This is a genomic window from Paenibacillus sp. N22P23, assembly GCF_059383735.1.
Window position 1 is genome coordinate 51,364 of sequence record NZ_JBXENT010000011.1, and the last position, 24,547, is coordinate 75,910.

Below are 24,547 nucleotides of genomic sequence, written 5' to 3' on the forward strand. Positions count from 1 at the left end.
AACCCTCTGATTGAAATGACGAAGGGGCGGCTGCGGCATGCTCCTTCGTTTTTCGCTGTTTAGTGATATGCTGAACCGGCAAGGGGTCCAAATATCTTTTCTTCGTATTATGAAACAACCTCAAATTTCAAGGTATTTCGATGTACTACGATATATTCACCTGTTGATTTATTCATTACTTGAGACACTTCCTTGGTATGCGTGATCTCAAACCAATCATTTTGTATATCCACTAATAATTTAATATCCACATCACTGTCTCCATGTTTTAAACCACTATAAGATAATTTCGTCATTGTCATCATTCCTTATGATTAAAGTGTGTCAAATATGACTTTCAATCATTACATCTCTTTATAGTACTTGATACGGTAATAACTGTTATACCCAAGGATAAACATATAGGCAAAAACCAATAGCACTACCACTATTAAATCTATACCCATTAAGGCAATTGGTATAATTAAAGCTCCAAACATAAAGACCACCATGTCATATGTTTTCGCTTTTGCACGATTGGCGATTGCCAAATTACGCTCATCTTTCATGTCAATCTTGAGCTGCTTTGCTGCGGCGGAATCATTCTTCATAGCGCGTTGGATGACTATTTCCCCCATACCGTGACCGAAAATACTACAGCCAAGTCCAAAACAGATATAAGGCAACGCTCGCAAAATACCTTGTGGATCTTCCATTGTCTTGATGAAGTACAGACCACCTGCTAGTAGTGCTAAGCCTACAACGGCAAAAAAATAAGACGAAGTCGTTTTTTTCATTCCTTTTCATCCTCCTCATAAATAAAGATTTCTTCGATACTCATACCGAAAAAACGAGCAATCTTGAACGCTAAAAGGATCGACGGGTTATAACGTCCGTTTTCCAGCGAACCAATCGTTTGCCTTGACACTTCAAGAGCCGTTGCTAATTCTTCTTGCTTAATTCCGCGTTGCTTGCGGATTTCTTCTAAACGGTTGTTCAATGTGTTCGCCCTCCTTATGGAAAGCTAGCTTCCCATGAGGGAAGTATATCGTGCAATGCAAGTAATGTAAAGCACGCTTTCCGTTTCAATAATTCGGTGCTTCTTTTTGCTGTGACTATCGAATCATTTTTCACGTTTCGCTTGTAACTTGATCGCATTTTAGGTAATTTAGATAGTAACAAACTGTAAGTATCAACATATTACTAAGTAAACGCGCTGGATCACAGTGCAAAAAAAGCCTTGAAAGTGGAGGGGATGCAATTGAATACAACATGGGGTGGTTGGAATCGGTTTGAAATCGCCTGGTTGATTTTGTTTAGCTCGATTGCTGTCATGTTTACGGTTATTTCTAAAGATTCCTTACTTGGTTTTACGGTCTTTATTACCGGGGTGCTGTGTGTGGTGCTCGCGGCAAAAGGAAACCTGATGAGTTATGTTTTTGGGATGTACAATACAATCGGTTACGCATACTTGGCTTACGTCAATGGGTTGTTCGGAGAAGTCATGCTGAATCTATTATTCTTTGTTCCTATGAATGTGATTGGCTTCTACATGTGGAAAAATAACCGGCAGAACGGCAAATTATCTATGCGACAGATGGAGCTAAAAGGTCTTCTCCTCGTGGGGGCGGTCTGTATCATTGGTTGTCTACTGCTAGGATTCGGACTGTCGTTTATCCAGGGTCAAAATTCTCCTTATATCGATGCTATTACGACGGTCTTATCCATTGCAGCCACCTTCTTGATGGTCAGAAGATTCAAGGAACAATGGCTGCTCTATATTATTTTGAATATATTTACGGTGCTGCTGTGGGTGATTCGTATGCTGGAAGGCAGTGACGAAGGCTTACTAATGATCGTATTGTGGAGCGCTTATTTGGTTAACGCAATATACGGCTTCTACAATTGGAGCAAAGGGACGAAGGAGATGTCGGTATGAAGACGCTTGGATTAACGCTGGGGAAGTTTGCTCCACTGCATAAGGGGCATCAATTTATGATTGAGACTGCACTGCAAGAGGTCGACGAACTGATTGTGGTGATCTATGAGACGACCGTAACCCCAATTCCGCTTCATATTCGGGCGAACTGGATCCGCAAGCTGTATCCGGCAGTCCGGGTGATCGAAGCTTGGGACGGTCCGGACGGGTATTCGAACGACCGGGAGCATGAGATTCGGGAGGAGCAGTATATTCTGGGGCTGCTGAAGGGCGAGCAAGTGACGCATTTTTACTCCAGTGAGTTTTACGGTGAACATATGGGTATCGCTTTAGGCGCAGTGGACCGGCGGGTAGATGAAGCTCGTGCGCAGGTGCCGATTTCGGCCACAATGGTCCGTTCCGATCCTTATACGTACCGCGAATTTGTTAGTGATGTCGTATATAGAGATTTAATCACGAAGGTGGTTTTTGTGGGAGCGATGTCAACCGGAAAATCCACAATAACCGAAGCGCTGGCAAGGCGGTATCGCACAGCCTTCGCAAGCGAATATGGGCGTGATTATTGGACCGAACATCAGGTTGACCGCAGAATCGGCTTGGAAGCATTCAATGATATCGCTGAGGGACATATCGAGCGGGAAGAGCGGGCTTCTCTGCAAGCTAACCGGTATCTGTTTGTAGATACGAATGCGATTACCACGTACATGTTTGCCCTCGATTACCACGGCCGGGCTCCGGAGCGCTTAACACGGATTGCGCTAGAAAACGCGCAGCGTTATGATCTATTTTTTCTATGTGACGATGATATACCATACGATGATACGTGGGATCGCAGCGGCGATCAGAAACGACATGTTTTTCATAAGCAAATCATTGCAGATTTGAAGGAGCGTAGAATTCCCTTTATCACGCTAAGGGGAAGCTTGGAGGAACGAATGCGTAAAGTAGACGAGGTCTTGGCAAAGTTCGAGCCTTACCGGAACTATTTTGGAGAGCTGCACGGCTAATGAAGGAGATATAGAAAGAGAGGAGGTAATGGCGTTGGATTTGCTGGATCGTGATGGCTTAACGGAACGCGAATTTTTGGAACAATACCGGGTAGGGGATTACGAGCGGCCTTCGGTGGCGGCAGACATGGTTATTTTCACCGTAACGGACACGGAAGTCGACAGCTACCGAAAACTTCCGGAGAAGGAGTTAAGAGTCCTGCTCATTCGTCGGGGAGGGCATCCGTTCTTAGGGAAATGGGCGCTTCCGGGCGGATTCGTCCGACTTGGTGAGACGACGGAGCAGGCCGCTGCGAGGGAGTTGTACGAGGAAACAGGCGTGGATAATGTGTATCTGGAGCAATTGTACACCTTCAGCGATATAGGGCGGGATCCCCGCGCCTGGGTGATGAGTTGCAGCTATATGGCCTTAATCAACAGTGACCAGGTACAGCTGAATTCAGGGGATGATGCCGCCGATGCTGCTTGGTTCAGGGTAGCCTATCGGGTTCTGCAGGAGCGGAATGAGCGTATCGAGAATGGGGTTGCGAGAACGCTGGAATATGAGCTCAAGCTAAGCAGCGAAGGTGAAGAGCTTACGGCAGTTGTGCATCGCACGGTAACGGCAATGCCAACCTCGACGTCAACCGAATACGCCATCGTATCGAATAATGGATTGGCATTCGACCACGCGAAAATCATTGCCTATGCCATTGAGCGACTACGTGGAAAAGTGAATTATACCGATATTGCCTTGCATTTGATGTCGCCCTTGTTTACCTTGACGGAGCTGCAGCAGGTTTATGAGGTGATTATGGATAAGGAGCTGTTGAAAGCTGCTTTTCGACGTAAAGTAGCTGATCTTGTGGTCGGTACGGATCATTACACTGAACATGCCGGGCATCGTCCGTCCCGCTTGTATCGAAAAAGTTTAGAGGATTTTTAGAAGGAGGAGAGAAAGTGGATCATATTTTATTCAACTATATGTCGCGATTAACCTCCCTTAGTGAGGAAGAACAACAAGTGATCGTGAACGAGATTCATATCGAAGAATTTAAGAAGGGCACCATTCTTTTTAGACAAGGAGAGGTACCCTCAAAATGTTATTTCATCCTGAAAGGATGTATAAGACAGTATTCGATCGATGAAGAGGGAAGAGAAGTTACGTCGAACTTTTATACTGAAGAGCAAGCTATCGCCATTCTAAATCAACATAAGCAAGACAAATCATCTGACTACACCATCGAGTGCGTCGAAGACTCTGTGGTGGTCGTTGGCGACCTGGATACGGAGAAAGACATGTATACCAAGTACACACAATTGGAGTCGATGACTCGCAAGATGATTGAAGAGAACTTCAGTCAGGTACAAGCGGAATTCGCTGCTTTCATCGCTTCTTCGCCTGAAGAGCGCTTCAAGGCACTGTTAATGAACCGCCCCTCTTTAATTGAGCGGGTCCCTCAACATCAATTGGCGAGTTTTCTCGGAATTACCCCGGAATCCCTAAGCAGAATTAAAAAGAGAATGCATCGAGAACATAAATAGCTGAACTGATTATCAGGTGTGCATGTCTATTTCCCACCCCTGGTTAGCAACCACAATCCAAAGCCTAGTTCCCCGGCTGTCATAGGTACAGTAAAAACAAATTCGAATATCTTTCTAATTTCCTCATGATCCGCAAAAAAGAGTTTACTCAGGTGAATGAGAATGTAGCCCATTGAAGCTAACAGCAGTAGGATGCCGATCCAGCGTGGAACGCTGCCTGATTGGAGAGCTAATATTCCCAAAATGAGCAGATGCGCGCCAAAGACGATTAAACCGAGAGACCAGATGGAGTCAAAAGCTTTCAAATGTAACATCACTTGCGCACCAAGTTGATTTGAGGTAAAACTTGATAAATAATCGGCCTTCATCGTAAGCAGCAGCACGAATAGTAGATTTGTGATCGCTATTCCCAATAGGGTCACATAAACAAGGCGGAGCCATGCACCAAGCAACGCTAGATGATTATTTGTGGGCTTCAGGAATAGATAGCAAGACCAAGCTACCACAATATCGCACAGCAGAATGATAATCCAACCTAAAATTTCAGCTTTGAAGAGATGATGATGCGAAATAATGTACTGGAGTACGGCACTTGTGTCGCCTTGTTTCAGGATCCTTGCATGCACAAAACCATATGAAAAGATTGCGGCAAACGTCATGATCATGAGTGCTACACCGGCGGTTAGTGCCGACTTTCGCTGATCTGATAGTGCTCTTCTTTGGACAATCATCAGAGACCCTCCTAGTTACACGTGGTAATTCCATTGTAACTAGGAGGGTTTTTACGTTCATTGACTTAAGTCAATGAACTAATTTCTGCAAGGCGAGGGCTTTCGCATCTATTTTTGAAGATTCGTTATGAAAATTTGAACTCCCTTGGTGGGTTTTTACGTATATCTACTGTCGCCAAAGTAAACATTATTTACGAATGTGTTAGTTGGCTATACTTACTATGGCATAGAAGGGAGAATCAAGTTGGACTCATTATGGTTGGAGTATGCGTGGGCTTTAATTATTCTTATCGGTTTGGAAGGCTTGTTGTCGGCCGATAATGCGCTCGTGTTGGCGGTCATTGCCAAGGGATTACCGGATGAACAGAAGAAACGAGCGATCAACTATGGCATCATTATGGCCTTTGTCTTTCGTTTTGCTGCTCTTTTCGCGATTTCTTTCATTGCAAATGTTTGGCAGGTACAGGCGATCGGCGCAGCTTATCTTCTATACTTAGGCCTGAAGCACATCATCCAAGAGCGATTTGGCAAAAAGAATGACAATATTCATAAGGGCGATAAGAAAGAAGTCGTAAGAAAAGGCTTTTGGCCTACTGTAGGCAAGATTGCGCTAGCCGATCTCGCCTTTGCGATTGATTCGATTCTCGCCGCGGTCGCGCTTGCGCTTGGCCTGCCGGATTCACCGCTCGGCGAGTTCGGCGGCATGGATGGGGGGCAATTTATTGTCGTAGTGCTTGGCGGAATTGCCGGGTTGGTATTAATTAAATATGCAGCTACTTGGTTTGTAAACCTGCTTGGACAACGTCCGGCGCTAGAGACTACGGCTTATGCAATCGTGGCTTGGGTAGGGGTTAAGCTAGCTGTGATTACGCTTGCCCATGAGGATATTCATGTATTGGATCACGATTTCCCTCATAGCACGGGCTGGACTATCGTCTTCTATGCTGTCTTGGTTGTAATTGCCCTTATCGGTTGGTTTACTCCCGGTAATAAATCATCAGTCGAGACTGGGGCACGATAGTCGGATGGAATATAGGTGATAAGCAAACATACATGAGAGGACCTTAACCGGGTCCTCTTTCTTTTTATGGCATAGAAGACGGAAGACTATAAGAAAGCACCAGAAATCGATGGTTTAGCTTCTACAGCGATTTAGACTTGTTCCGTACAATAAAGACACACAGACGGAAGAGGTGATGGATTTGGGCAAGGTAGGACGCCAATGGAAAGTCATCCGAAGCAATCTGGATATGTATGCTTTGGTGCTGCCGGGGCTAGCCTTTCTGCTGTTATTCAAATACACGCCGATGTATGGCATTCTGATCGCGTTTCAGGATTTCAACATTTTCAGCGGTATTGGCGGCAGCGAGTGGGTTGGGCTGAATCAGTTTGAGAAGCTGATTCGCTCGGACGAGTTTTATCAGGTTTTGACCAATACGCTATTGATCAGTTTATACAAAATTGTCATCTTGTTTCCGATTCCGATCGTCCTCGCGCTGCTTCTGAACGAAGTGCGCCGCATGTTCTTCAAGCGCGCGATCCAGACGATCATTTACTTGCCCCACTTTCTTTCGTGGGTCATTATCTCGGGTTTGTTCATCAATATCCTTTCGCCTACGAGCGGAATCGTCAATGGGCTTATCAAGTGGCTGGGCGGAGAGCCGATCTCCTTCCTTTCCGACAATGACTTTTTCCGCAGCATCATCGTATTCACGGCAGGCTGGAAGGAAATCGGATGGAACGCGATTATCTTCATCGCCGCAATCGCAGGCATTGAGCAAGAGCAATACGAAGCAGCCGCCATCGACGGCGCGGGCCGGATCCGGCAGATGATCTCGGTTTCGCTGCCAGGCATGCTGCCGACGATTGTCCTCATGTTCATCCTGCGCATCGGCAGCCTGTTGGAAGCGGGAACCGAGCAGATTCTCACGATGTACAATCCGCTCGTGTACGAAACTGGCGACGTCATCGGAACATTCGTGTACCGCATGGGCCTCGGGCAGCAGGATTACAGCTTCAGCACGGCGGTCGGATTGTTCAACTCCGTGGTGGGCTTCCTCTTGATCGTCATCGGGAACATGCTCAGCAGAAAATTTCTTCATCGAAGTATTTGGTAGGGGGTGAGCCGCTTGCGTCATAAAAAAGCCGGCGATTATGTGCTCGATATCGGAATTTATATCATCTTGACCTTTATGGGGCTAATCACCTTGCTTCCCTTCGCTAACGTCTTATCCAAGTCGGTGAGCGAAGAGTGGGCAATCGTCGCAGGTAAAGTCGGTGTATTCCCGAAAGGCTTTCAGCTAGATACGATGCGGTTCGTCGTTACGTCGGACCAATTCATCCATTCTTTTCTGATCTCCGCGTTCGTTACCATTGTTGGAACGCTCGCTTCTATTCTGATCACGGCCATGACGGCGTACCCGCTTTCGAAGAGGGAGCTTCCCGGCATGGGCATTCTGATCGTCTTGTTTATCTTCACGATGATGTTTAGCGGAGGCATTATTCCGAATTACCTGCTCTTGCGCGAATTGGGCATGCTCAACCATCTTAGCTCGCTCATCTTGCCTGCTTTAATCAGCGTTTTCAATCTACTGGTGGTCAAAAGCTATTTCGAAAGCTTGCCGCCGAGCTTAGAAGAGTCGGCCAAGCTTGATGGGGCCAAAAACTTCGGCATCCTGTTCCGTATCATTCTGCCGCTGAGCGGACCGGTACTGGCGACAGTCGGTTTGTTCTACGCCGTCTATTACTGGAACGACTACTTCAACCCGATGCTCTACATCAACAGCACATCCTTGAAGCCGCTTCAGCTGTATTTGCAGGATATCGTCATGAACGCCGATACGTCTTCGGCCTTGAGCATGAGCGCTGACGACATGATGAACGTGCCGGCAGAGGGCATCCGGGCAGCGACCGTTATCGCTTCGACAATTCCGATTTTGCTCGTATATCCGTTCCTGCAGAGGTACTTCATTAAAGGCGTGCTGATCGGTTCCGTTAAGGGGTAGGTTGGCGAGAGGCAACTATAACCGTGCATTAACTTTTTCAGGTATACCTGATGTTAATGATATAATTATAATATTCTTAGGAGGGTCATGCATTGAGGAAACTACCGAAATTGCTCACGCTTGCCGCTATGACCGTCATGCTTGCCGGATCTTTGGCGGCATGCGGGTCGAAGGAAAACGGGAACAACACTTCCCCGGATTCAACAGGCAATACAACAGCCGCAGAAAGCAACGCGGCACCGGAAGCAGAGAAACCGACCTTGAAACGATTGAACGTCTTTCAAGCGGAAGATTATGCAACCTATCCCGTAGCGAAATTCCTAGAAGAGAAAACGGGCTATAAGGTTCAGTATGATGTCCTTCCGCAAGACAAGACAGCCGAAAAACTCAATCTGATTTTCGCTTCCGGCGAGCCTTACGACTTCATCACGTTCTACAACGATTTGGCGCTCTACTCCGACTATGCTCAAAAAGGTGCTTTGACGGATTTGACCCCGCTGATTGACCAATATGGACCTAACATCAAGAACGCGGTTTCTCAGCAATCGATGGACGCGCTCAAAATCGACGGCAAGCTGTACGCAATCCCGGCTCCGGTTACGCATGAGGTCGGCTTTAGCATTCTGATGCGTACCGATTGGCTGGAGAAGGTCGGTATGTCGATGCCGACGACGACCGATGAACTGGTGAATGTTTTGAAAGCGTTTAAAGACAAAGATCCGGGCGGCAATGGCGACCAGAACGTTCCCCTGACGATCAAAGGCGACCAAGCTATGCTCGAGAACATCGTAGGCGCATTCGGCATGCCGAACCCTTGGAACGATGTGAACGGTCAATTGACTCCGCGTGTGTTTGACCCGAACTATCCGGACTATGTGAAATACGTGGCCGATTTGTACAAACAAGGCTTGCTGGACAAAGAGTTTATCATCAATAAAGACGCTACCGCCAAAGAGAAGTTCGCAAGCGGCAAAGCAGGCGCAATCATCGTTCATTGGGCGGATATCCCGGGTCTGAACGATGCGCTGATCAAGGTCGTTCCAGATGCGAAATTTGCGTACGTAGGTGCTCTGAAAGGTCCGAAAGGGCAAGCAGGCTTCGGCGCAAACTCGGGATTCGACCGACTGACCTTTATTCCGAAATCCGCGGAAAATCCGGTTGAAGCGATTAAGTACATCAACGAATTGCTGGAGCCGGCAACGTTCAAAGAGCTGGCGATCGGACAAGAAGGCAAGCACTACAAGTTTGAGGACAACGCATATATTCCAATCTTGCCGATTTTCTCCGATGAGCGTAACCAAGCGAACAACTACATGGCCGGCGTAGACGAAGCGAACTATCCACAATACTGGCAAGCTCGCGTCCGCAAAAACCCGATCATGTTCGAAGGCTTCGACTTCTTGAACAACAAGCAGCCTGCAGAAGTGAAAATTCGTAACACGCTCGGATGGTCTCCGTATTTGCCAGAGCATGCGAAGAACAATATGCGTCTGGAAGTAATGGTCGGCGAATATACGGTGAAACTGTTCGCTGGCGCCGAGTCGCTGGACGATTTGGCGAAATTCCAAGAGAAGTATAAAGCTGCCGGGGAAGAAGTCAGCGCGAAAGAAATCAACGACTGGTACGCAACTACCAAATAAAATTATTTAAGGAGGCGGCGGTTCGTTCAATGGAACTTGCCGCTTCCTTCCATTGGAGGAGAAGCCCTTATGCACCCTAATTCCTATTCATTCGAACGTCAAATCGAAACTTACGCATACGCAGATGTCGTTGTTATCGGAGGTGGGCCTGCGGGTACAGCCGCTGCGATCGGCGCGGCGCGTTCCGGCAAGAAGGTCGCACTGCTCGAGAAATCGGCGCAGCTCGGAGGTATGGGCACGCTCGGCAACGTCAGCATCTTCATGCCGATCGGCAACGTAACCGGCATCTATCGGGAAATTATCGCGGAAATGCTGGCTGAGTACTTGCCGGAGGGTCATGACGAGTCGATTGCACCGCAATACTCCCCATTCCTGCTTCGGCATTATTTGAACGAGAAAATGAAAAAGGAAAACGTTCACGTTTACTTCCATACTGAATTCGTCGGAGTGATCCGGGAAGATAATAAGATCAAAGCCGCTATTATGTCTACTCGCGAAGGCTTGAAGGCTTTCGAAGGAGAACGGTTCATCGATTGCACGGGTGATGCCCGTGTCGCCATTGACGCCGGCGTTCCGTACACGACGGGGCGGGAAGAGGATGGCTTAACGCAGCCGATGACCTTGATGTTCCAGATGACGAATACGGGCAGCCCCGTCACGCCTTTCCTACCGGAAGGTTGCTACGAGTACAAGGAAGTGTCTGACCTGCCGCAAGGGCGCAGGCTGTACTGGGAGCATAACAACAACGGCACGCTGCTCGTCAACATGTCTCGCGTCAAAGCAAACGGTGCGAAGATTGAAGAAGTGAACTACGCGGAGACCGAGGCGCTGAAGCAAGTATTCTCCATCGCCTATTATTTGCAAAAAACAGGGTACGGCAACTATTCCCTCTCTCATATTGCATCGCAGACCGGCGTGCGCGAAACGAACCAAATCGAAGCGCTCTACCGGCTGACGGAGCAGGATTTGGTGACCGGAGCACGCTTCGCGGACGTGGTGGCGCAAACAAACTACGAAATCGACATTCATAGCCCGGATGCGGCAAAAACGACAGATGAGCGTAAAATCGATGGGTACGATATCCCTTACCGCTGTATGGTTCCGGAAGCGATCGACAACCTCCTAGTGGCAGGTCGGTCGATTTCCGCGACGCACGTGGCTATGTCCTCGATGCGCGTGCAAGCAACGTGCTATGCGCTAGGCCAAGCAGCAGGCGCGGCGGCAGCGATCTCGATAGATCGCGAGACCGCAATGAGAGAAGTTCCGATGAATGAGCTGCATGAACAATTGAAGAAGCAGGGCGTCAAGTTTTTCGTTAAATAAGAAGTAAGCCGAATGGAGCTATCCACCAGATGAGACAACAAGAGCCGGGGAGGACTTTGAGTGTATAAAGTATTGATCGTGGATGACGAGCCGACGGTTAGAACCGGCTTGCGTTCCTATTTCAATTGGTCCTCCTACGGCATCGAAGTCATCGGCGAAGCGGACGACGGTGACGTGGCGCTTGAGTTCGTCGAGAACGAACTACCGGACCTTATCTTGTCTGATGTCCGGATGCCGAACATGGACGGGATTACGATGGCGCGGCAAGTTTCAGCGAAATACCCCGATGTTCAGATTATTTTCGTAAGCGGTCACGACGACGCTGAATATTTGAAATCCGCGATGAAGGTCAGCGCGGTCGACTACATCTTCAAACCCGTTAATCTGCAAGAGTTGACGGAGGTCATCAAGAAGGTTGTTGCAGATCTGGATTCGAAACGGTATGAGCAGCGCCGCAAAGAGGAAATGCGGATTAAGCTGAAGGAAGGCATGCCGCTGCTGAGGGAGAAATTCCTGCTCTCGTTGATCGGCAATGTCGCACCGAAGCACAACCTTCAAGAGCGCCTAGCTTTTCTAGGGTTGGATTTACCCGTCGAAGCGTCCTATTGGGTCATGGCGATTTCCGTCGACGATCTGGGGGAAGTGACCGCAATTCGTTCTGAGGTGGATCGGCAGCTCTTATGGTATTCGGTGCTAAACATTTGCAGGGAACTGATAGACGTTCATATGAGTGGATATGCTTTCGAGCATCAGAGTGGGGAGTTCGTTGGCATATTGCGGGCGGAGTCAGAGGAAGGCGGCGCTCAGGATGCCGCGAACGCTTTGCTCACACTGGCCGATGATATACGAAATAATTTGGAACGCTGGCTCAAAATCGGCGTGACGATCGGAATTGGCGATCGGGCGGATTCCTTGGCGGGGCTGGCTCACGGGTACAAGCAGGCGCGGGAAGCAGTCGATCACAAATGGTATTTAGGAAAAAATCGGATTATTACGATGAATAGCCTCGAAAACCCCGAGACGGTGGGCGGCGGCATTGGGAAGTTCGATCCCGAGCATCAGGAGCAGCTGGCTTCGGCACTGAAAGCGGCCGATTCGGACAAGATTCGCGAGGCGCTCGATCTACTGTTCGAGGACTTGAACCGCAATCGGCCAGACGGGCTGAAATACGGACGCAACGTATGCTTGCAGATCGCCCTCGTGGTCGGGCAGCTGTTAATGGAGCTGAACGTGCAGTCCCCCGAACTGGAATCGGCTGAATCGACATTGTGGGAAGCGTTGTTCCAGCAAGAAACGATCGGCGAGATGCGTCAAATAATCGAATCCCACTTGCTGTCGGCTTGTACTCGTATTCGCGAGAAGCGAATCGGTAAAGTTGCGAATTTGGCGGAGCGGGTTCGCGTCATTATTGACCAGAAATACGCAGATGGCAATTTGACTGTCGAGGCTATCGGCAAAGAAGTCTATCTAACGCCGACCTATGTCAGCTTGTTATTTAAGCAGGAAACGGGACAAACGATCAATGAGTATTTGACTCAAGTGCGCGTGGAACGAGCCAAGGAAATGCTTCGCGATCATCGTTATAAATTTTATGATATTTGCTATGCCATCGGGTATACGGATCCGAGTTACTTTACGAAGCTGTTCAAGAAAGCGACCGGCGTAACGCCGAGCGTTTACCGGGATAGCTATGTTTAGGACAGGCGCGTTCGGACGTTTCATTCGCCGCTTCTCAATCCCGAGGCAGTGGCTGTTAGCCTACCTGTTCTTGATCGTGGTACCCGCGGGAGTTATTTTGTACGGGTTTTATGAGCGTTCCGCCACGATTCTCAAAGATGAAGTCATTCGGACGATGCAGCAAGCGCTTAAGCAGGCTGGGAGCAATCTTGCGTACCGATTGGAACATATCGAGGACATCAGCAATTCGGTGATCATGAACGCCAATCTTCACGAGTACCTCTCCGTCGGTGAGAACGACAAGTTGATCGGCATTCAATTTCAGGTCATCAAAGATTTGCGGAATTTGGTTGAGTCTGTGCAGTCGAATTCCGATGTGTTCCATGTTCGGCTGTTCGTCGATAAATCGAAGCTCTACGCGGGCGAAAGAATTAATTTCTTCTCGCTGGAAAGCTTGAAGACCGGATCCTGGTACGAGAAGATTATTACGCAAAACGGCGGAATTGTATGGTCGGGCAGTTACGAAGAACGTTATCTGGATACCGGGAATGCCCGTATTTTCTCGGCTGCCCGGATGCTGAGGGACCCTAACGAATACGCGAAGGTGTCAGGCGTGCTGATGATCGACGTGAAGGAGCAAATGGTGACGGACATTTTGTCGACGCTTCAATTCTCGCCGGGAACGAATGTCTACCTCGTGGATCCGTACGGAACCATCGCTTATCATCCGGACAAGGCACTCGTCGGCTCGAAAGTCAGCCCAGACATGCAGGAAGCGCTTGGCAGTGGAAGCGAAGGAACGCTCTCGCTCAAGCTGGATGCGGAAGTGAATGATGTCCTGTATACGACCGTCGGCCCGACCGGGTGGAAGCTGGTCGCGCAGGGTACGAATTCACAGCTGTCTCATCGCGCGGTGAAGCTGACGCAGATGACGGGATTAACCACGCTCTTGGAATATATCGCGTTGTTCCTTCTTCTGCCTGTCGTCCTGCTGGCCATCATTGTGCGGGGAATGAATCGCAGAGTCAAACGCGTCATCACTACCATACGTAAAGAAGGCACCGACACCCCGGTGGATGTTCCGGCAGAGACAAGCGATTTCTTGCTGCTTGAACGGAGCGTCGAACACATGCTGTTGCGGGTGCGAACGCTGGTCGAGGAGAAGTACATGGCCCAAATCCATGAGCGCGAGGCCCAGCTTCAAGCGTTGCAAGCCCAGATTAACCCGCATTTCTTGTACAATACGCTGGATACGATCAATTGGATCGCGATTGGCAAGGGCGCGACCGACATCAGCCAGATGATCGACAGTTTGGCGAAATATTTCCGGCTGAGCCTTAACAAGGGCAGAAGTGTCGTCAGCGTAGAGGACGAGTTGAATTTGGCTCAAGTGTACTTGGAAATCCAACAGAGCCGGTTCCCGAATACGTTCGACTTTCAGGTGGATATGAAGCCCGGTCTCGAGGCGTATCAAATGCCGAAGCTGATCTTGCAGCCGATTGTCGAAAATGCGCTGTTACACGGGATCCGTAAAGCGAAAGCGAAGCGTGGCTCCATCGTCATCACTGTGCGGGAGGATGACGGAGAACTCCTCTTCGCTGTGTCCGATAACGGGATCGGCATGGAGGAACAGAAAGCGCTGCAGCTGCTGTCAGTGGCACCGTCCGGCGACAAATCCGAAGAATCCGGAAGCTCCTACGGACTTTACAACGTCAATGAACGCATCAAGCTTTATTCCGGGGACGATAAGTATGGTTTAAGTATCTCCTCCCAGCTTGGCACCGGGACGATCGTTACGATCCGGTTCAAGGCGGAGCCTGCGAACGGCAATTAAGAGTAATATGCTGTCAGAAACGAAAAAGTCTTCGCTCTAACAACAAGATCGCCTTTACCTTCCTGCTTGGACAGGTGGTTGGCGATCTTTTTTATAGAAGTTCTCAGCATGCTGAAAGCATCGATGCCTTGTTTGGAATGCTCTAACGAACCGTACGGCGCTTATTTGCCCATTAATGGCTTCGATATAATTGTAACGAACCGTAGAGGCTCTATTTGACGGTTTTGAAGTGATTGGGAGCCGATTATCCCCAAATAACGCCTCTACGGTTCGTTAGATTTTCGAAGCCCCGAAAATCGGCCAAATAACGCCTCTACGGTTCGTTAGATTTTCGCGGAACGCAAGATGAGGAGTGAGAGATGAGATTTGTAATATAGCGATAAGAGGGCCAACCATTCCCATTATTTTTCTCTTACATCATTTTTGGTATAATATCGGAAGATAACAGGATACATTTGAAATTTGGCTATATGCGTGTTTTGTTAGGAAATTAATGAGAGAAGATGAGGGATGGAAATGTCGTATATCGTTGATTTTAAAAATGTGTCTACGGTTGGTTTAGAGTCTTCGCCTGTTGCAGAAGCGCTTGCTGGTTTGCGTGCGAATGAAGCCCGTTACTTTATGAACAAATACGAGCATGAATTTACGGTTGTACCCGCTAGCGAAAGTCAGGAGAGCCTTGATTATGCGCATCGGATCTTGAAAGAAGAACGTGATATCGAGTTCGCGGCCAAACCGTTAGAGACGTCGCGATTTCAAGTAGAGAATATCCAATTTACCTACGTTTTCTATGAGGATGGTCTGTCGATCAATGTCATGTATACGGTTGATGACCCTAAGAAGCGAGCCGTTGGTTTTAAGCTTTCTGAGGGGATGGAGATACCAAGGGAGTTAGAAACGAAGTTTAAGTTTGCTAGGCAGAAGTCTAAATTAGCCGGAACCATTCGGGGCTCGTTTTTCGTTATTAAAGGGCAATATTAAAGGAAGCAGTGTGTAAAATATAAGTCTCTATTCCGAGTGGCGGAATAGAGGCTTTTTTGTTTGCTGCCAGCTAGCTAGAGCGGATAGATCGTGATAGGATACAAAAGTACGGAAACAACTATGCCGTAACCCCGCAACCAGAAGGAGCATCGCAACATGGACTATTTACAACGAAGACCTCGCCCTCGGAAAAGAAAATGGATCAAGATTTCGATGTGGATCGTCGCTTTACTCATTTTAATAATTGTAAGCGTCCCCATTGCGTTGAACATTTACATTAACGATCGTTCTATCGACGTAGTCGAGACGTTAATTAAGGAAGGGCAACCGAACAAGGCACTTATTATTTTCCCTCATCCAGACGACGAAGTCAGCGTTGCCGGTACTTTAAGCAAAATGCAGCACGATAACGGCACGGAACTGACGATCGTCCATTTAACACACGGAGAAGCGGGTCCAACCGGCGGGTTAGTAACGCAGGATAAACTTGGCGCAGCCCGTGAGCAAGAAGCCAAAGAGGCTGACCAGCTGCTGGGGGCCGCTCACGATGAAATATTGGATTACGGAGACGGCAAGCTGAAAGATGCTGATCCGGAGGTCATCAAGGCGGAAATTCGCCGATTAATCGAAACGTATCGCCCTTCGACCATTATCACCTACGACGATAAAGTCGGACTTTACGGACATATGGATCATCTACTGACGGGTAAATACGTTCGCGAAGTTTTTGAAGAAGATATGGGAAAGGCCGATTTTCCGGCGACCCGTTTATACTTCACGACGCTTCCCAACCCGATGATCAAAGTTGCGCTTAAAGTTTCCTCCACTTTCAAGGATAGATATCCGACAGAGCCGGGGATGGGCTTGCCTGAGCCGAACGTAGCTGTGAAAATGGCGTCGCAATCCTCAGTAAAAGGCGCCGTTGTTCGTGCGCATAAGACGCAGTGGCAAGTTATGGGCGATCTTCAGCCGATGTATGACAAAATGTCGCCGTGGTTGTACTACCGCATTTTCGACCGTGAGTATTTCACGCTTGTTGCTGAGAAATAAGCCTAGAGCAGGCGAAACGTCCCTTAAAGTGGGGGAGTGTTTGAACAGAATGGTCTAAGCCATACTAAAGGATCAAACCATTCAATGGAAGGGTAGTGGAAATAATATATGATCAACGCAGCACATATTATTTTATATAGTTCGGACGCGGATGCGGATCGGGTTTTCATGCGAGACGTACTCGGACTAGCAGGTGTTGACGCTGGTGGCGGGTGGCTGATTTTCAAACTTCCCCCTGCCGAAATTGCTGTACATCCTACAGATGGACCCAGCAAGCATGAGTTCTATTTTATGTGCGATGACATCGAGAAAACGCTTATGGATTTATCCGCTAAAGGCGTGACGATCTCGCAGCCAATCAGCGATCAGGGGTGGGGGTTGCTGGCCTCCATCAAGCTTCCCAGCGGTGCAGATCTTTCCATTTACCAGCCGAGTCATCCCGTGGCTTACGACCTTGAGAGCTGAGTTCATACACAAGTTAAGGCCATCCTGTAGTAGGATGGCCTTTATAATACCGTTATAAAGTTCCGTGGATTTGGGGAAGAAACCCGAATGGTTCTGGCAAATAACGCGCAAGTTAAAGCAATAAGGGGTGCGAGCAGGGTTAGGCTGCCAAAGCTTCCTTCGTGATCTGCTCGATGTCGATCGGAGAGCGTGCGCCTTCGCTTACAAGGTCCGGCAAAATGTGCTGCAGGAAGTAATCGACGCAGTGCAGCCGGATGTCTTTGATCTTAATCAAAGCATGTCGGTACATGACGATGAATTCTTGCTCGGAGTTCCCTTTCTGCAGCTCGGCGAATGCTTCGTAGATTTGATCCATTTTATCGGCGACTTCAAGGATTTGCCCTTCCACGGAATCATCTTTCCCTTCGCGCAGTTGTCTGCGGAAGATGGACTTGAACTCTTCGGGAATACGCTCTTCGATGAAATGGGCCACCATGCCTTCTTCGACCTGCTGTAACATGGAACGAAGCTCCAGGGAGTAGTGCTTGACGGGCGTCTTAATATCGCCGATGAAAATTTCACCGTAGTCGTGACTGCTGGTGATCTCATAGAGCTTCTTCCAGTCCACAGTGACACCATGGCTTTCTTCGATATCGGCCAGTGTTTTGGCATATTGGATGACTTTCCACGAATGCTCGGCAACGCTATGTTCTTGGAATTTGAATTTGCCGGGACAACGAATGATTCGCTCCAAGTCGGTCAACGATTGGAAATACGCATGAATGCCCATACGATCAGATTCCTTTCTTAGATAAAGGATTGGTTTGCTGCTGTCGTAGGTCCAGTATAAAGGCGAATTGTTAGCGGATCGTTAATTCGAAATTGGCAATCGGTGGCCGGATCCGACAGAATAATGAAAGAAGCTGACACCGATTGCGTATCGGCGCCAGCTTCAGTTATGCCTTAAACCTCAATATCTACACCGATACTGTCTAATCGGCCAACTTCTCGAATATAGGAGACGACGGCTTGGTGCTCTTCGTTGATCGTGTAGGCATCCAATGCGTCTTGATTCTCGAATCTCACCATAAGCACAACTTGATATTCCTTGCTTTTCTCAGCTATGTTGAGCCCCGCTTGAATGTCAGCAATCCCTGTGATTGCGACCTTTAGTGCCTTGAAGCGTTTCACGACCTCTTGAAGCTGTTCGGTTGTTGTTGTCTCAGCAAATTTCAAAAGCACGGTACGTTGAATCATGTCGTTTCCCCCTGTAATGCGGCAGTAGTAGTTTCTTGTTCATCTTACCGATTGACTGAATAGATAACAAGAGGGACGGAGCCTCGTAAGCTCCGTCCCTTTTCTGCGTTTACCCTTCAACGCGAGACAAGATCTCGTCTTTGAACTGTTGAATGGCTGCGTCGGTGTCGATCGTGTAGCCGCCTTCCAGGCCGACAAAACCGGAGAAGCCGGTACCTTTAATCGCATTCAAAATGTTTACGTAATTCAGCTCGCCTGTACCCGGCTGCTTGCGACCGGGGTTGTCTGCAATGTGGTAGTGATTAATGCGTTCGATGTAGCCCGTCGCGTTACGGATCACGTTGCCTTCTGTAATCTGCTGATGGTAGACGTCGAACACGAGCTTCACGCTTGGACTGCCCACTTGATCGATAACGTCCACGGATTCGTCCGAGCGCTGCAGGAAATGGCCTCTATGATCTACAAGTCCGTTAAGCGGCTCTAGTTCCAGTACGACGCCGGCTTGCTCGAGCAGTGGCGCCAAGCGCTTCAGCGTCTCAACCATCGTCGCGCGCTGAACGTCGCGAGGGATGCCATCTATTTCGTTGCCTGTCTGCGAAATGATGGACTTCACATTAAGCACCCGACAAGCCTCGATCGTCTGCTTAACGCCCTCCATGTAAGCGTCGCGCTGCGATTCGTCGACCAAGCTGATGAACTTCGTGCAAGTCGCGCTGATGCCAACGCCGATCCGCTCTTGTTCCTTGGCGAAACCCTTAAGGTCCTCCAGCTCCCACCACTGGTAATATTCGAGGCCGTGGAAACCGTGTTCCTTAATCTTCTCCAGATGATAAACCGCGTCTTTGCCTGGATAAGCCCCGATGCATATTGAATATTTCATGCCCACTAATCTCTCCCTTATTAGCAATGAAGGTTGATATCCGTTCTATCCGCTGTCTTGCGGGGTAAACCTCACTTCGAAACCCGCCTTTTGCGATTTAGCTCGCGGAATTGGGTAGGGGAAATCCCGACATAGGACTTGAACAGCCTCGTGAAGTTCTGTAATTCGCTATAGCCTAATCGCTCCGCAATTTCCGTTACGGATAGATCGGACGTCTCCAGCAGTGTCTTCGCCTTCTGAATACGCATTTCGCGCTGGACTTGGAGCGGGGATTTCCCGAATAACTCCTTAAATCGGTTGCTTACGTAAGTTGGATGTAAGTGAAGCTCGTCCGCCATCTGTTGCAATGTTAGCCGTTCCTCGGGCGATTGTAAGACTCGCGCCAGCATATCCAGGAAGCCATCCGACTTGGCAACGTCCATCTTTGCGTCCTTATGGTCGAGCGCGCTATTGAGAATAATGTACAAGAGCTCGAGCGACTTCGCTCGCGTTAAGATCGAGCGCGGCAAAGAGTGCGACGCCCGTGCATCCGCGGAATCCATGAATTCCATGAACACCTTCTCGAAATACACATGATTCTGCAGGTGGAACACGAATGGAATCCGGAACATTTTCATCACATCCATGACGCCTTCGATATCAAAAGTGAAGTGCCACCAAAGAAACTCGGTTGGCTCCGGCGTATCTTTGTAATGATCATGCGCCACATTCGGGGGGATGAAAGCAACCGTGCCCGGTTCGAGCGCCATCTCGTTTCCGCCGATTCTGAGCTTGGCGCTGCCTGACTTCAAATACGACATGACGTAGAAGGGAAGCGTGCGGTTCAGCGTCTTCATCTCGTTCCGGCGGTGCACGTCGAATTCGTCGATTAACAGCTCGGCATGCCTTAGGAGGTAGCTCAAGCTATCGCTCATGCCGTTCCCTTCCTTTCATGGGATGAATTAAAACGTAACCCCCAGCTTAATGCTTTGATCCGGACTCTGATCCACGTACTTCTCGTAGCCTTCGGCGGATTGCTCGAACGGGATAACCGGGTAGATGATATGCTCGCAATCGATGCGACCGCTGGCAAGAATATCCCAACAAACATCCTCGATTCTGCGCCAGCTCCAGCGCGGGTAGTCGGGGTTCGGCTCGCTGCACGCGCGGGAAAAGACGATTTTGGCGTTGTTGAAATGGGCTTCGCGGCCCAAATCCAGTCCGCCCTTAAACGCTCTCGCCCAGCCGAGGAATGCGATTGTGCCGCCGTAAGCAAGTCCTCTAAGGGCATGTTGAAGCGCGAATTCGTTGGCGCTTGTCTCTAAGACGACGTCCACGCCGAGTTTGCCGGTCGCTTTCTTGAGCGCAAGCCCAACGTCTTCATTCACAGGATCGAATGCTGCGTCCGCGCCATTCTTAAGCGCGACTTCACGCCTTCCTGCGATCGGATCGATAACGGCCACCCAGCTGGCGCCGGCTAGCTTCGCCAGCTGCGCTGTGATTTGGCCGATCGCGCCGAGTCCGAACACCGCGACTCGGTCGCCTGCCCTAACGTGGGCGTCGCGTATGCCGCCAAGCGCGAATTGGGCGGGATCGAAGCACACCGCGTTTTTCCAAGACATGCCTTCGGGCATTTTTTTCAAATAATAGTTGTGAACGGCGCTTACGATATGCGATTCGCGAATGCCGCCGTAGCTGCATACACGGTCTCCGACTTTATATTCCGTTACGTCGGAGCCGGCTTCCGTAATGATGCCAACCCATTGGTTGCCGAGGTTCCAGCGTCCAAATCCGCCGTCCGTTTCCATGTCCTTCGGATCTCTTGGCAAGAAGAGGTTCCAGCCTTCTTTATCATCATAATAATCGGCTGTATGCGGGCTTTCTCCGCGGAAGCCCGCAAGATCGGTGCCGTGCTTAGGTGAAGCATAATCCACGCGCACCTTCACTTCATGAGGCAAAATTTCGCGGTCCTCGTATGTTGTAATCGCCGCTTTGCGCGGGGCTTGCGCGATCAATTGTTTAGGCATGATACATCCTCCTGATTTTTAGATAATAATCACTTGTGAATATAAACATGATCCAATTTGTTATCGCTTACAATTTAATTATATAGCATGTTAATCCAGCAACCATTATCCAAAACCAGCAGATGCTTATCTCTTTTACAGGTTTTCTAAATTAAAACGACCGATCGCAACAAGTAAAGCTAACGCAATGAAAACGATATTCACGCCGATCTCCCGATATTCCTTCCGTTTAACATGGAACAGGGCGCCGCAAAGGACAATCACCGCAAGACCGGTTGCGGCAATTGCCGTTAATACAGGTGTGATATTCGTCGCCTGAGGCAGTATGAGGCCAAGTGCGCCTACTAATTCTGCATACCCGATAAAGGCTACGAAAGCTTGCGGAACGTCTTTTACCCATCCCCATGACGCTTTGGCTTTCTCAAACTGGAATGCCTTCAACCAGCCGGAGTAAATAAAACCGAATGCTGCAACTCCTTGTACGATCCATAATGCGATATTCATGAATGATCTCATCCCCTATTGGTTTGCTGCTATATGTATAATAGCCCCCAGGGTCTGGCAGTAGGAAGTAGGCACTTTTATGAAACCTAGTAAATAAAAAGTTACCTCGATCACGCGAAGGGGAGAGGCCTGTCCGTATTTGGCCGCACTGGACATAGGGGTGTTGGGTGGGACATATATTAGCTAGAGGCCGTGTCATGAAGAAAGTTAAAAAATGGTTGATTTCTCCTGTGAATAGCTATATAACTAATATTAGAATGATTATTATGTAATATTAATTTTAGTCATGGGAGTGATAAGGATGGAAAGTGCTAATGCGGGTAAGTGCCCGTTCAATCATGGAAGCGCTACTAGCCCCATATCTAGTGGTACGTCGAATAGAAACTGGTGGCCCAACCAATTGAACTTGAACATTCTTCATCAGCATGACCAGAAAACGAATCCGATGGGCGCAGCGTTTAACTATGCAGAGGAATTCGCAAAGCTCGACTATCCAGCGCTCAAACAGGATCTTCGTGATCTTATGACAACCAGTCAAGATTGGTGGCCGGCCGACTACGGACATTATGGTCCATTCTTTATCCGTATGGCTTGGCACTCGGCAGGCACTTATCGTACAGGTGACGGCCGCGGCGGGGCTGGAACGGGTACGCAGCGTTTCGCTCCCCTTAACAGCTGGCCTGACAACGGCAACCTTGATAAAGCGCGTCGCTTGCTGTGGCCGATTAAACAAAAGTACGGCAACAAGATTTCGTGGGCGGATTTGTTCATCCTAACGGGGAATGTCGCGATTGAATCCATGGGCGGCCAAACATTCGGTTTCGGCGGCGGCCGCGAGGACGTCTGGCATCCGGAAGAAGATATCTACTGGGGAGCTGAAACCGAGTGGCTGGGTGACAAGCGCTACATAGGTGATCGCCAGCTTGAGAACCCGCTTGCCGCTGTGCAGATGGGCCTGATTTATGTGAATCCGGAAGGTCCAAACGGCAGCCCGGACCCGCTTGCAAGCGCGCGCGACATCCGTGAAACGTTCAAACGGATGGGAATGAACGATGAAGAAACCGTAGCACTCGTGGCAGGCGGCCATACATTCGGAAAAGCACACGGCGCGGGAGATGCCGCGCTCGTTGGAGCGGAACCTGAAGGAGCTGCTATTGAAGCGCTTGGCTTAGGCTGGCTGAGCACGCATGGCTCCGGCAAAGGTCGCGACACCATCACCAGCGGTATCGAAGGTGCTTGGACTGCGAACCCAACGCAGTGGGACAATGGGTTCTTCGAATTGCTTCTCGGGTATGAATGGAAGCTCACGAAGAGTCCGGCCGGCGCAAATCAATGGACGCCTGTAAACCCGGCTAAGGAGCATCTTGCACCGGACGCGGAAGATGCGTCCGTCCGTGTTCCGACGATCATGACCACCGCGGACATGGCACTTCGCACAGACCCGGCATACGAGAAAATTTCTCGTCGTTACTATGAGAATCCGGAAGAGTTTGCAGATGCCTTTGCTCGTGCATGGTTCAAGCTTACACACCGTGACATGGGACCTCGTGCAAGATATTTAGGTCCGGAAGTGCCGGAAGAAGTTCTGATCTGGCAAGATCCTGTACCGGCGGCTGAGACTGATTTAACGGATGCAGAAGTAGAAGAACTGAAATTGAAAATCCTGAGCACTGGACTTACAGTCGGCGAACTGGTAACAACAGCTTGGGCTTCGGCTAGTACATTCCGTGGCTCTGATATGCGCGGCGGCGCGAATGGATCGCGAATTCGTCTTGCTCCTCAGAAGGATTGGGAAGTGAATCAGCCGGAGCAGCTTGCGAAGGTTATTTCTACACTGGAAGCGATTCAGAATGGCTTCGATAAGCAAGTAAGCTTGGCAGACTTAATCGTACTGGGCGGCAGTGCCGCAGTGGAGAAAGCTGCTCGGGATGCAGGCTTTGATGTGACGGTGCCATTTACCTCCGGACGCGGCGATGCAGCGCAAGAGCAAACCGATGTTGAAAGCTTTGCAGTGCTGGAGCCGGTTGCCGACGGTTTCCGCAACTATCAGAAGCAGCAGTACAGTGTCAGCCCGGCAGAGCTCTTGGTTGATAAGGCACACCTGCTAAACCTCACTGCACCGGAAATGACTGTACTTGTGGGCGGCATGCGTGTATTAGGCACAAACTTCGGGAATACCAAACATGGCGTATTCACGGATCGCGAAGGTACGCTCACGAATGATTTCTTTATCAACTTGCTTGATATGGGCTTACAGTGGAAGCCGGCAAATAGTGTCGTATATGAAGGGCGCGACCGGAAGACAGGCGAAGTCGTACGTACAGCAACAATCGTGGACCTCGTATTCGGCTCAAACTCCGTTCTGCGTGCCATTGCAGAAGTCTATGCGCAAGATGACAGCAAAGAAAAGTTTGTGCGTGACTTTGTCGCGGCTTGGGTAAAAGTAATGAATGCAGACCGTTATGACCTTTCATAATCCTCTCCGAAAGTAGACCTAGCACTTATTGGATGATCTAATTTATAGAAGATGCAGAGCGCATACCTATCTAGGTGGCGCTCTTATTCATGGCTTGGCCAGTATGCTAGTATGGTGCTTAGTTGTAGGCGATGATAAGGAGAGACCGCCTCGGTATCAACCCTTGACGTTGCCGAGCAGTTTCAACTGGATGGCGTTCCGGTTTTCGAATAACTGTTTAAGAAGACATACAAAAACACCCCGGAAAAATTTCCCGGGGTGTTTATCGTGAATACCAATTGTGCTCCAAT

General features: G+C 49.2%; 25 protein-coding genes. 15 read left to right on the plus strand and 10 right to left on the minus strand.

From position 1 onward, the window contains the following. Positions 1-107: 107 nt before the first annotated feature. From AC506A_RS27410 to AC506A_RS27420, 3 genes are read right to left on the minus strand one after another with little or no spacing between them, the layout of a single operon-like run. A complete protein-coding gene (locus AC506A_RS27410) occupies positions 108-296 on the minus strand; it encodes a hypothetical protein (protein ID WP_495464180.1) in 189 nt (62 codons plus the stop codon). A gap of 48 nt (positions 297-344) precedes the next feature. Further along, positions 345-776 carry a hypothetical protein gene (locus AC506A_RS27415; RefSeq protein ID WP_495464181.1) on the minus strand — a complete coding sequence of 144 codons (432 nt, stop codon included), beginning with the start codon at positions 774-776 and terminating at the stop codon, positions 345-347. Beyond that, positions 773-979, minus strand: a complete 207-nt coding sequence (locus tag AC506A_RS27420; RefSeq protein ID WP_495464182.1) for a helix-turn-helix transcriptional regulator — start codon at positions 977-979, stop codon at positions 773-775. The genes AC506A_RS27415 and AC506A_RS27420 overlap by 4 nt, the downstream gene beginning before the upstream one ends. 261 nt (positions 980-1,240) lie before the next feature. Here AC506A_RS27420 and pnuC point away from each other — a divergent pair, with 261 nt between their 5' ends. The 4 genes from pnuC to AC506A_RS27440 are packed head-to-tail and all read left to right on the plus strand — an operon-like array spanning position 1,241 to position 4,449. Then, a complete protein-coding gene (gene pnuC, locus AC506A_RS27425) occupies positions 1,241-1,918 on the plus strand; it encodes a nicotinamide riboside transporter PnuC (RefSeq protein ID WP_495464183.1) in 678 nt (225 codons plus the stop codon). Further along, on the plus strand, positions 1,915-2,925 hold the full coding sequence (locus AC506A_RS27430) for an AAA family ATPase (RefSeq protein ID WP_495464184.1): 1,011 nt from the start codon (positions 1,915-1,917) through the stop codon (positions 2,923-2,925). Before pnuC ends, AC506A_RS27430 begins: the two co-directional genes overlap by 4 nt. A 34-nt stretch (positions 2,926-2,959) precedes the next feature. Continuing rightward, positions 2,960-3,850 (plus strand): NUDIX hydrolase, encoded by an 891-nt coding sequence (locus AC506A_RS27435; RefSeq protein ID WP_495464185.1) that lies wholly within the window; start codon positions 2,960-2,962, stop codon positions 3,848-3,850. 38 nt (positions 3,851-3,888) lie between these two features. Continuing rightward, on the plus strand, positions 3,889-4,449 hold the full coding sequence (locus AC506A_RS27440; RefSeq protein ID WP_495464274.1) for a Crp/Fnr family transcriptional regulator: 561 nt from the start codon (positions 3,889-3,891) through the stop codon (positions 4,447-4,449). A 26-nt stretch (positions 4,450-4,475) separates the two neighbouring features. Here the strand turns inward: AC506A_RS27440 and AC506A_RS27445 are convergent, their stop codons facing one another. Beyond that, the gene (locus tag AC506A_RS27445; protein WP_495464186.1) at positions 4,476-5,180 is read right to left on the minus strand and encodes a DUF4386 domain-containing protein; all 705 of its coding nucleotides are present in this window, start codon (positions 5,178-5,180) and stop codon (positions 4,476-4,478) included. A gap of 244 nt (positions 5,181-5,424) precedes the next feature. Between AC506A_RS27445 and AC506A_RS27450 the strand changes: the two genes are divergently transcribed. The 10 genes from AC506A_RS27450 (at position 5,425) to AC506A_RS27495 (ending at position 17,155) form a co-directional block, all read left to right on the plus strand. After that, complete coding sequence (locus AC506A_RS27450) at positions 5,425-6,201, plus strand: TerC family protein (RefSeq protein WP_495464187.1); 777 nt, start codon at positions 5,425-5,427, stop codon at positions 6,199-6,201. A gap of 175 nt (positions 6,202-6,376) precedes the next feature. Then, entirely contained in the window at positions 6,377-7,297 is a 921-nt protein-coding gene (locus AC506A_RS27455; protein ID WP_495464188.1) for an ABC transporter permease, read from the plus strand. 3 nt (positions 7,298-7,300) lie between these two features. Beyond that, entirely contained in the window at positions 7,301-8,185 is an 885-nt protein-coding gene (locus AC506A_RS27460) for a carbohydrate ABC transporter permease (RefSeq protein ID WP_495464189.1), read from the plus strand. 92 nt (positions 8,186-8,277) lie between these two features. Further along, the gene (locus tag AC506A_RS27465; RefSeq protein WP_495464190.1) at positions 8,278-9,825 is read left to right on the plus strand and encodes an extracellular solute-binding protein; all 1,548 of its coding nucleotides are present in this window, start codon (positions 8,278-8,280) and stop codon (positions 9,823-9,825) included. 69 nt (positions 9,826-9,894) lie between these two features. Next, entirely contained in the window at positions 9,895-11,148 is a 1,254-nt protein-coding gene (locus tag AC506A_RS27470; protein ID WP_495464191.1) for an FAD-dependent oxidoreductase, read from the plus strand. A gap of 60 nt (positions 11,149-11,208) precedes the next feature. Next, entirely contained in the window at positions 11,209-12,846 is a 1,638-nt protein-coding gene (locus AC506A_RS27475) for a response regulator (RefSeq protein ID WP_495464192.1), read from the plus strand. Further along, positions 12,839-14,659 (plus strand): sensor histidine kinase, encoded by a 1,821-nt coding sequence (locus AC506A_RS27480; RefSeq protein WP_495464193.1) that lies wholly within the window; start codon positions 12,839-12,841, stop codon positions 14,657-14,659. The genes AC506A_RS27475 and AC506A_RS27480 overlap by 8 nt, the downstream gene beginning before the upstream one ends. Positions 14,660-15,175: 516 nt before the next feature. Beyond that, entirely contained in the window at positions 15,176-15,640 is a 465-nt protein-coding gene (locus AC506A_RS27485; RefSeq protein WP_495464194.1) for a DUF8821 family protein, read from the plus strand. 156 nt (positions 15,641-15,796) lie between these two features. Then, on the plus strand, positions 15,797-16,690 hold the full coding sequence (locus tag AC506A_RS27490; RefSeq protein ID WP_495464195.1) for a PIG-L deacetylase family protein: 894 nt from the start codon (positions 15,797-15,799) through the stop codon (positions 16,688-16,690). Positions 16,691-16,798: 108 nt separating this feature from the next. Continuing rightward, positions 16,799-17,155 (plus strand): VOC family protein, encoded by a 357-nt coding sequence (locus AC506A_RS27495; RefSeq protein WP_495464196.1) that lies wholly within the window; start codon positions 16,799-16,801, stop codon positions 17,153-17,155. 139 nt (positions 17,156-17,294) lie between these two features. On the opposite strand, the gene AC506A_RS27500 is transcribed toward AC506A_RS27495, so the two are convergent. The 6 genes from AC506A_RS27500 to AC506A_RS27525 form a co-directional block, all read right to left on the minus strand. Continuing rightward, positions 17,295-17,924 carry a YfbR-like 5'-deoxynucleotidase gene (locus AC506A_RS27500; protein ID WP_495464197.1) on the minus strand — a complete coding sequence of 210 codons (630 nt, stop codon included), beginning with the start codon at positions 17,922-17,924 and terminating at the stop codon, positions 17,295-17,297. A gap of 173 nt (positions 17,925-18,097) precedes the next feature. Then, entirely contained in the window at positions 18,098-18,391 is a 294-nt protein-coding gene (locus AC506A_RS27505; protein ID WP_495464198.1) for a Dabb family protein, read from the minus strand. Positions 18,392-18,500: 109 nt separating this feature from the next. Continuing rightward, complete coding sequence (locus AC506A_RS27510) at positions 18,501-19,271, minus strand: TIM barrel protein (RefSeq protein ID WP_495464199.1); 771 nt, start codon at positions 19,269-19,271, stop codon at positions 18,501-18,503. 71 nt (positions 19,272-19,342) lie between these two features. Continuing rightward, positions 19,343-20,185, minus strand: a complete 843-nt coding sequence (locus AC506A_RS27515) for an AraC family transcriptional regulator (protein WP_495464200.1) — start codon at positions 20,183-20,185, stop codon at positions 19,343-19,345. A 27-nt stretch (positions 20,186-20,212) separates the two neighbouring features. Then, positions 20,213-21,277, minus strand: a complete 1,065-nt coding sequence (locus tag AC506A_RS27520) for a zinc-binding dehydrogenase (RefSeq protein ID WP_495464201.1) — start codon at positions 21,275-21,277, stop codon at positions 20,213-20,215. 135 nt (positions 21,278-21,412) lie between these two features. Further along, positions 21,413-21,781, minus strand: coding sequence for a DoxX family protein (locus AC506A_RS27525; RefSeq protein ID WP_495464202.1), 369 nt, complete (start codon positions 21,779-21,781; stop codon positions 21,413-21,415). Between the two features lie 301 nt (positions 21,782-22,082). Here AC506A_RS27525 and katG point away from each other — a divergent pair, with 301 nt between their 5' ends. After that, positions 22,083-24,257, plus strand: a complete 2,175-nt coding sequence (katG, locus tag AC506A_RS27530; RefSeq protein ID WP_495464203.1) for a catalase/peroxidase HPI — start codon at positions 22,083-22,085, stop codon at positions 24,255-24,257. Positions 24,258-24,547 lie beyond the last annotated feature (290 nt).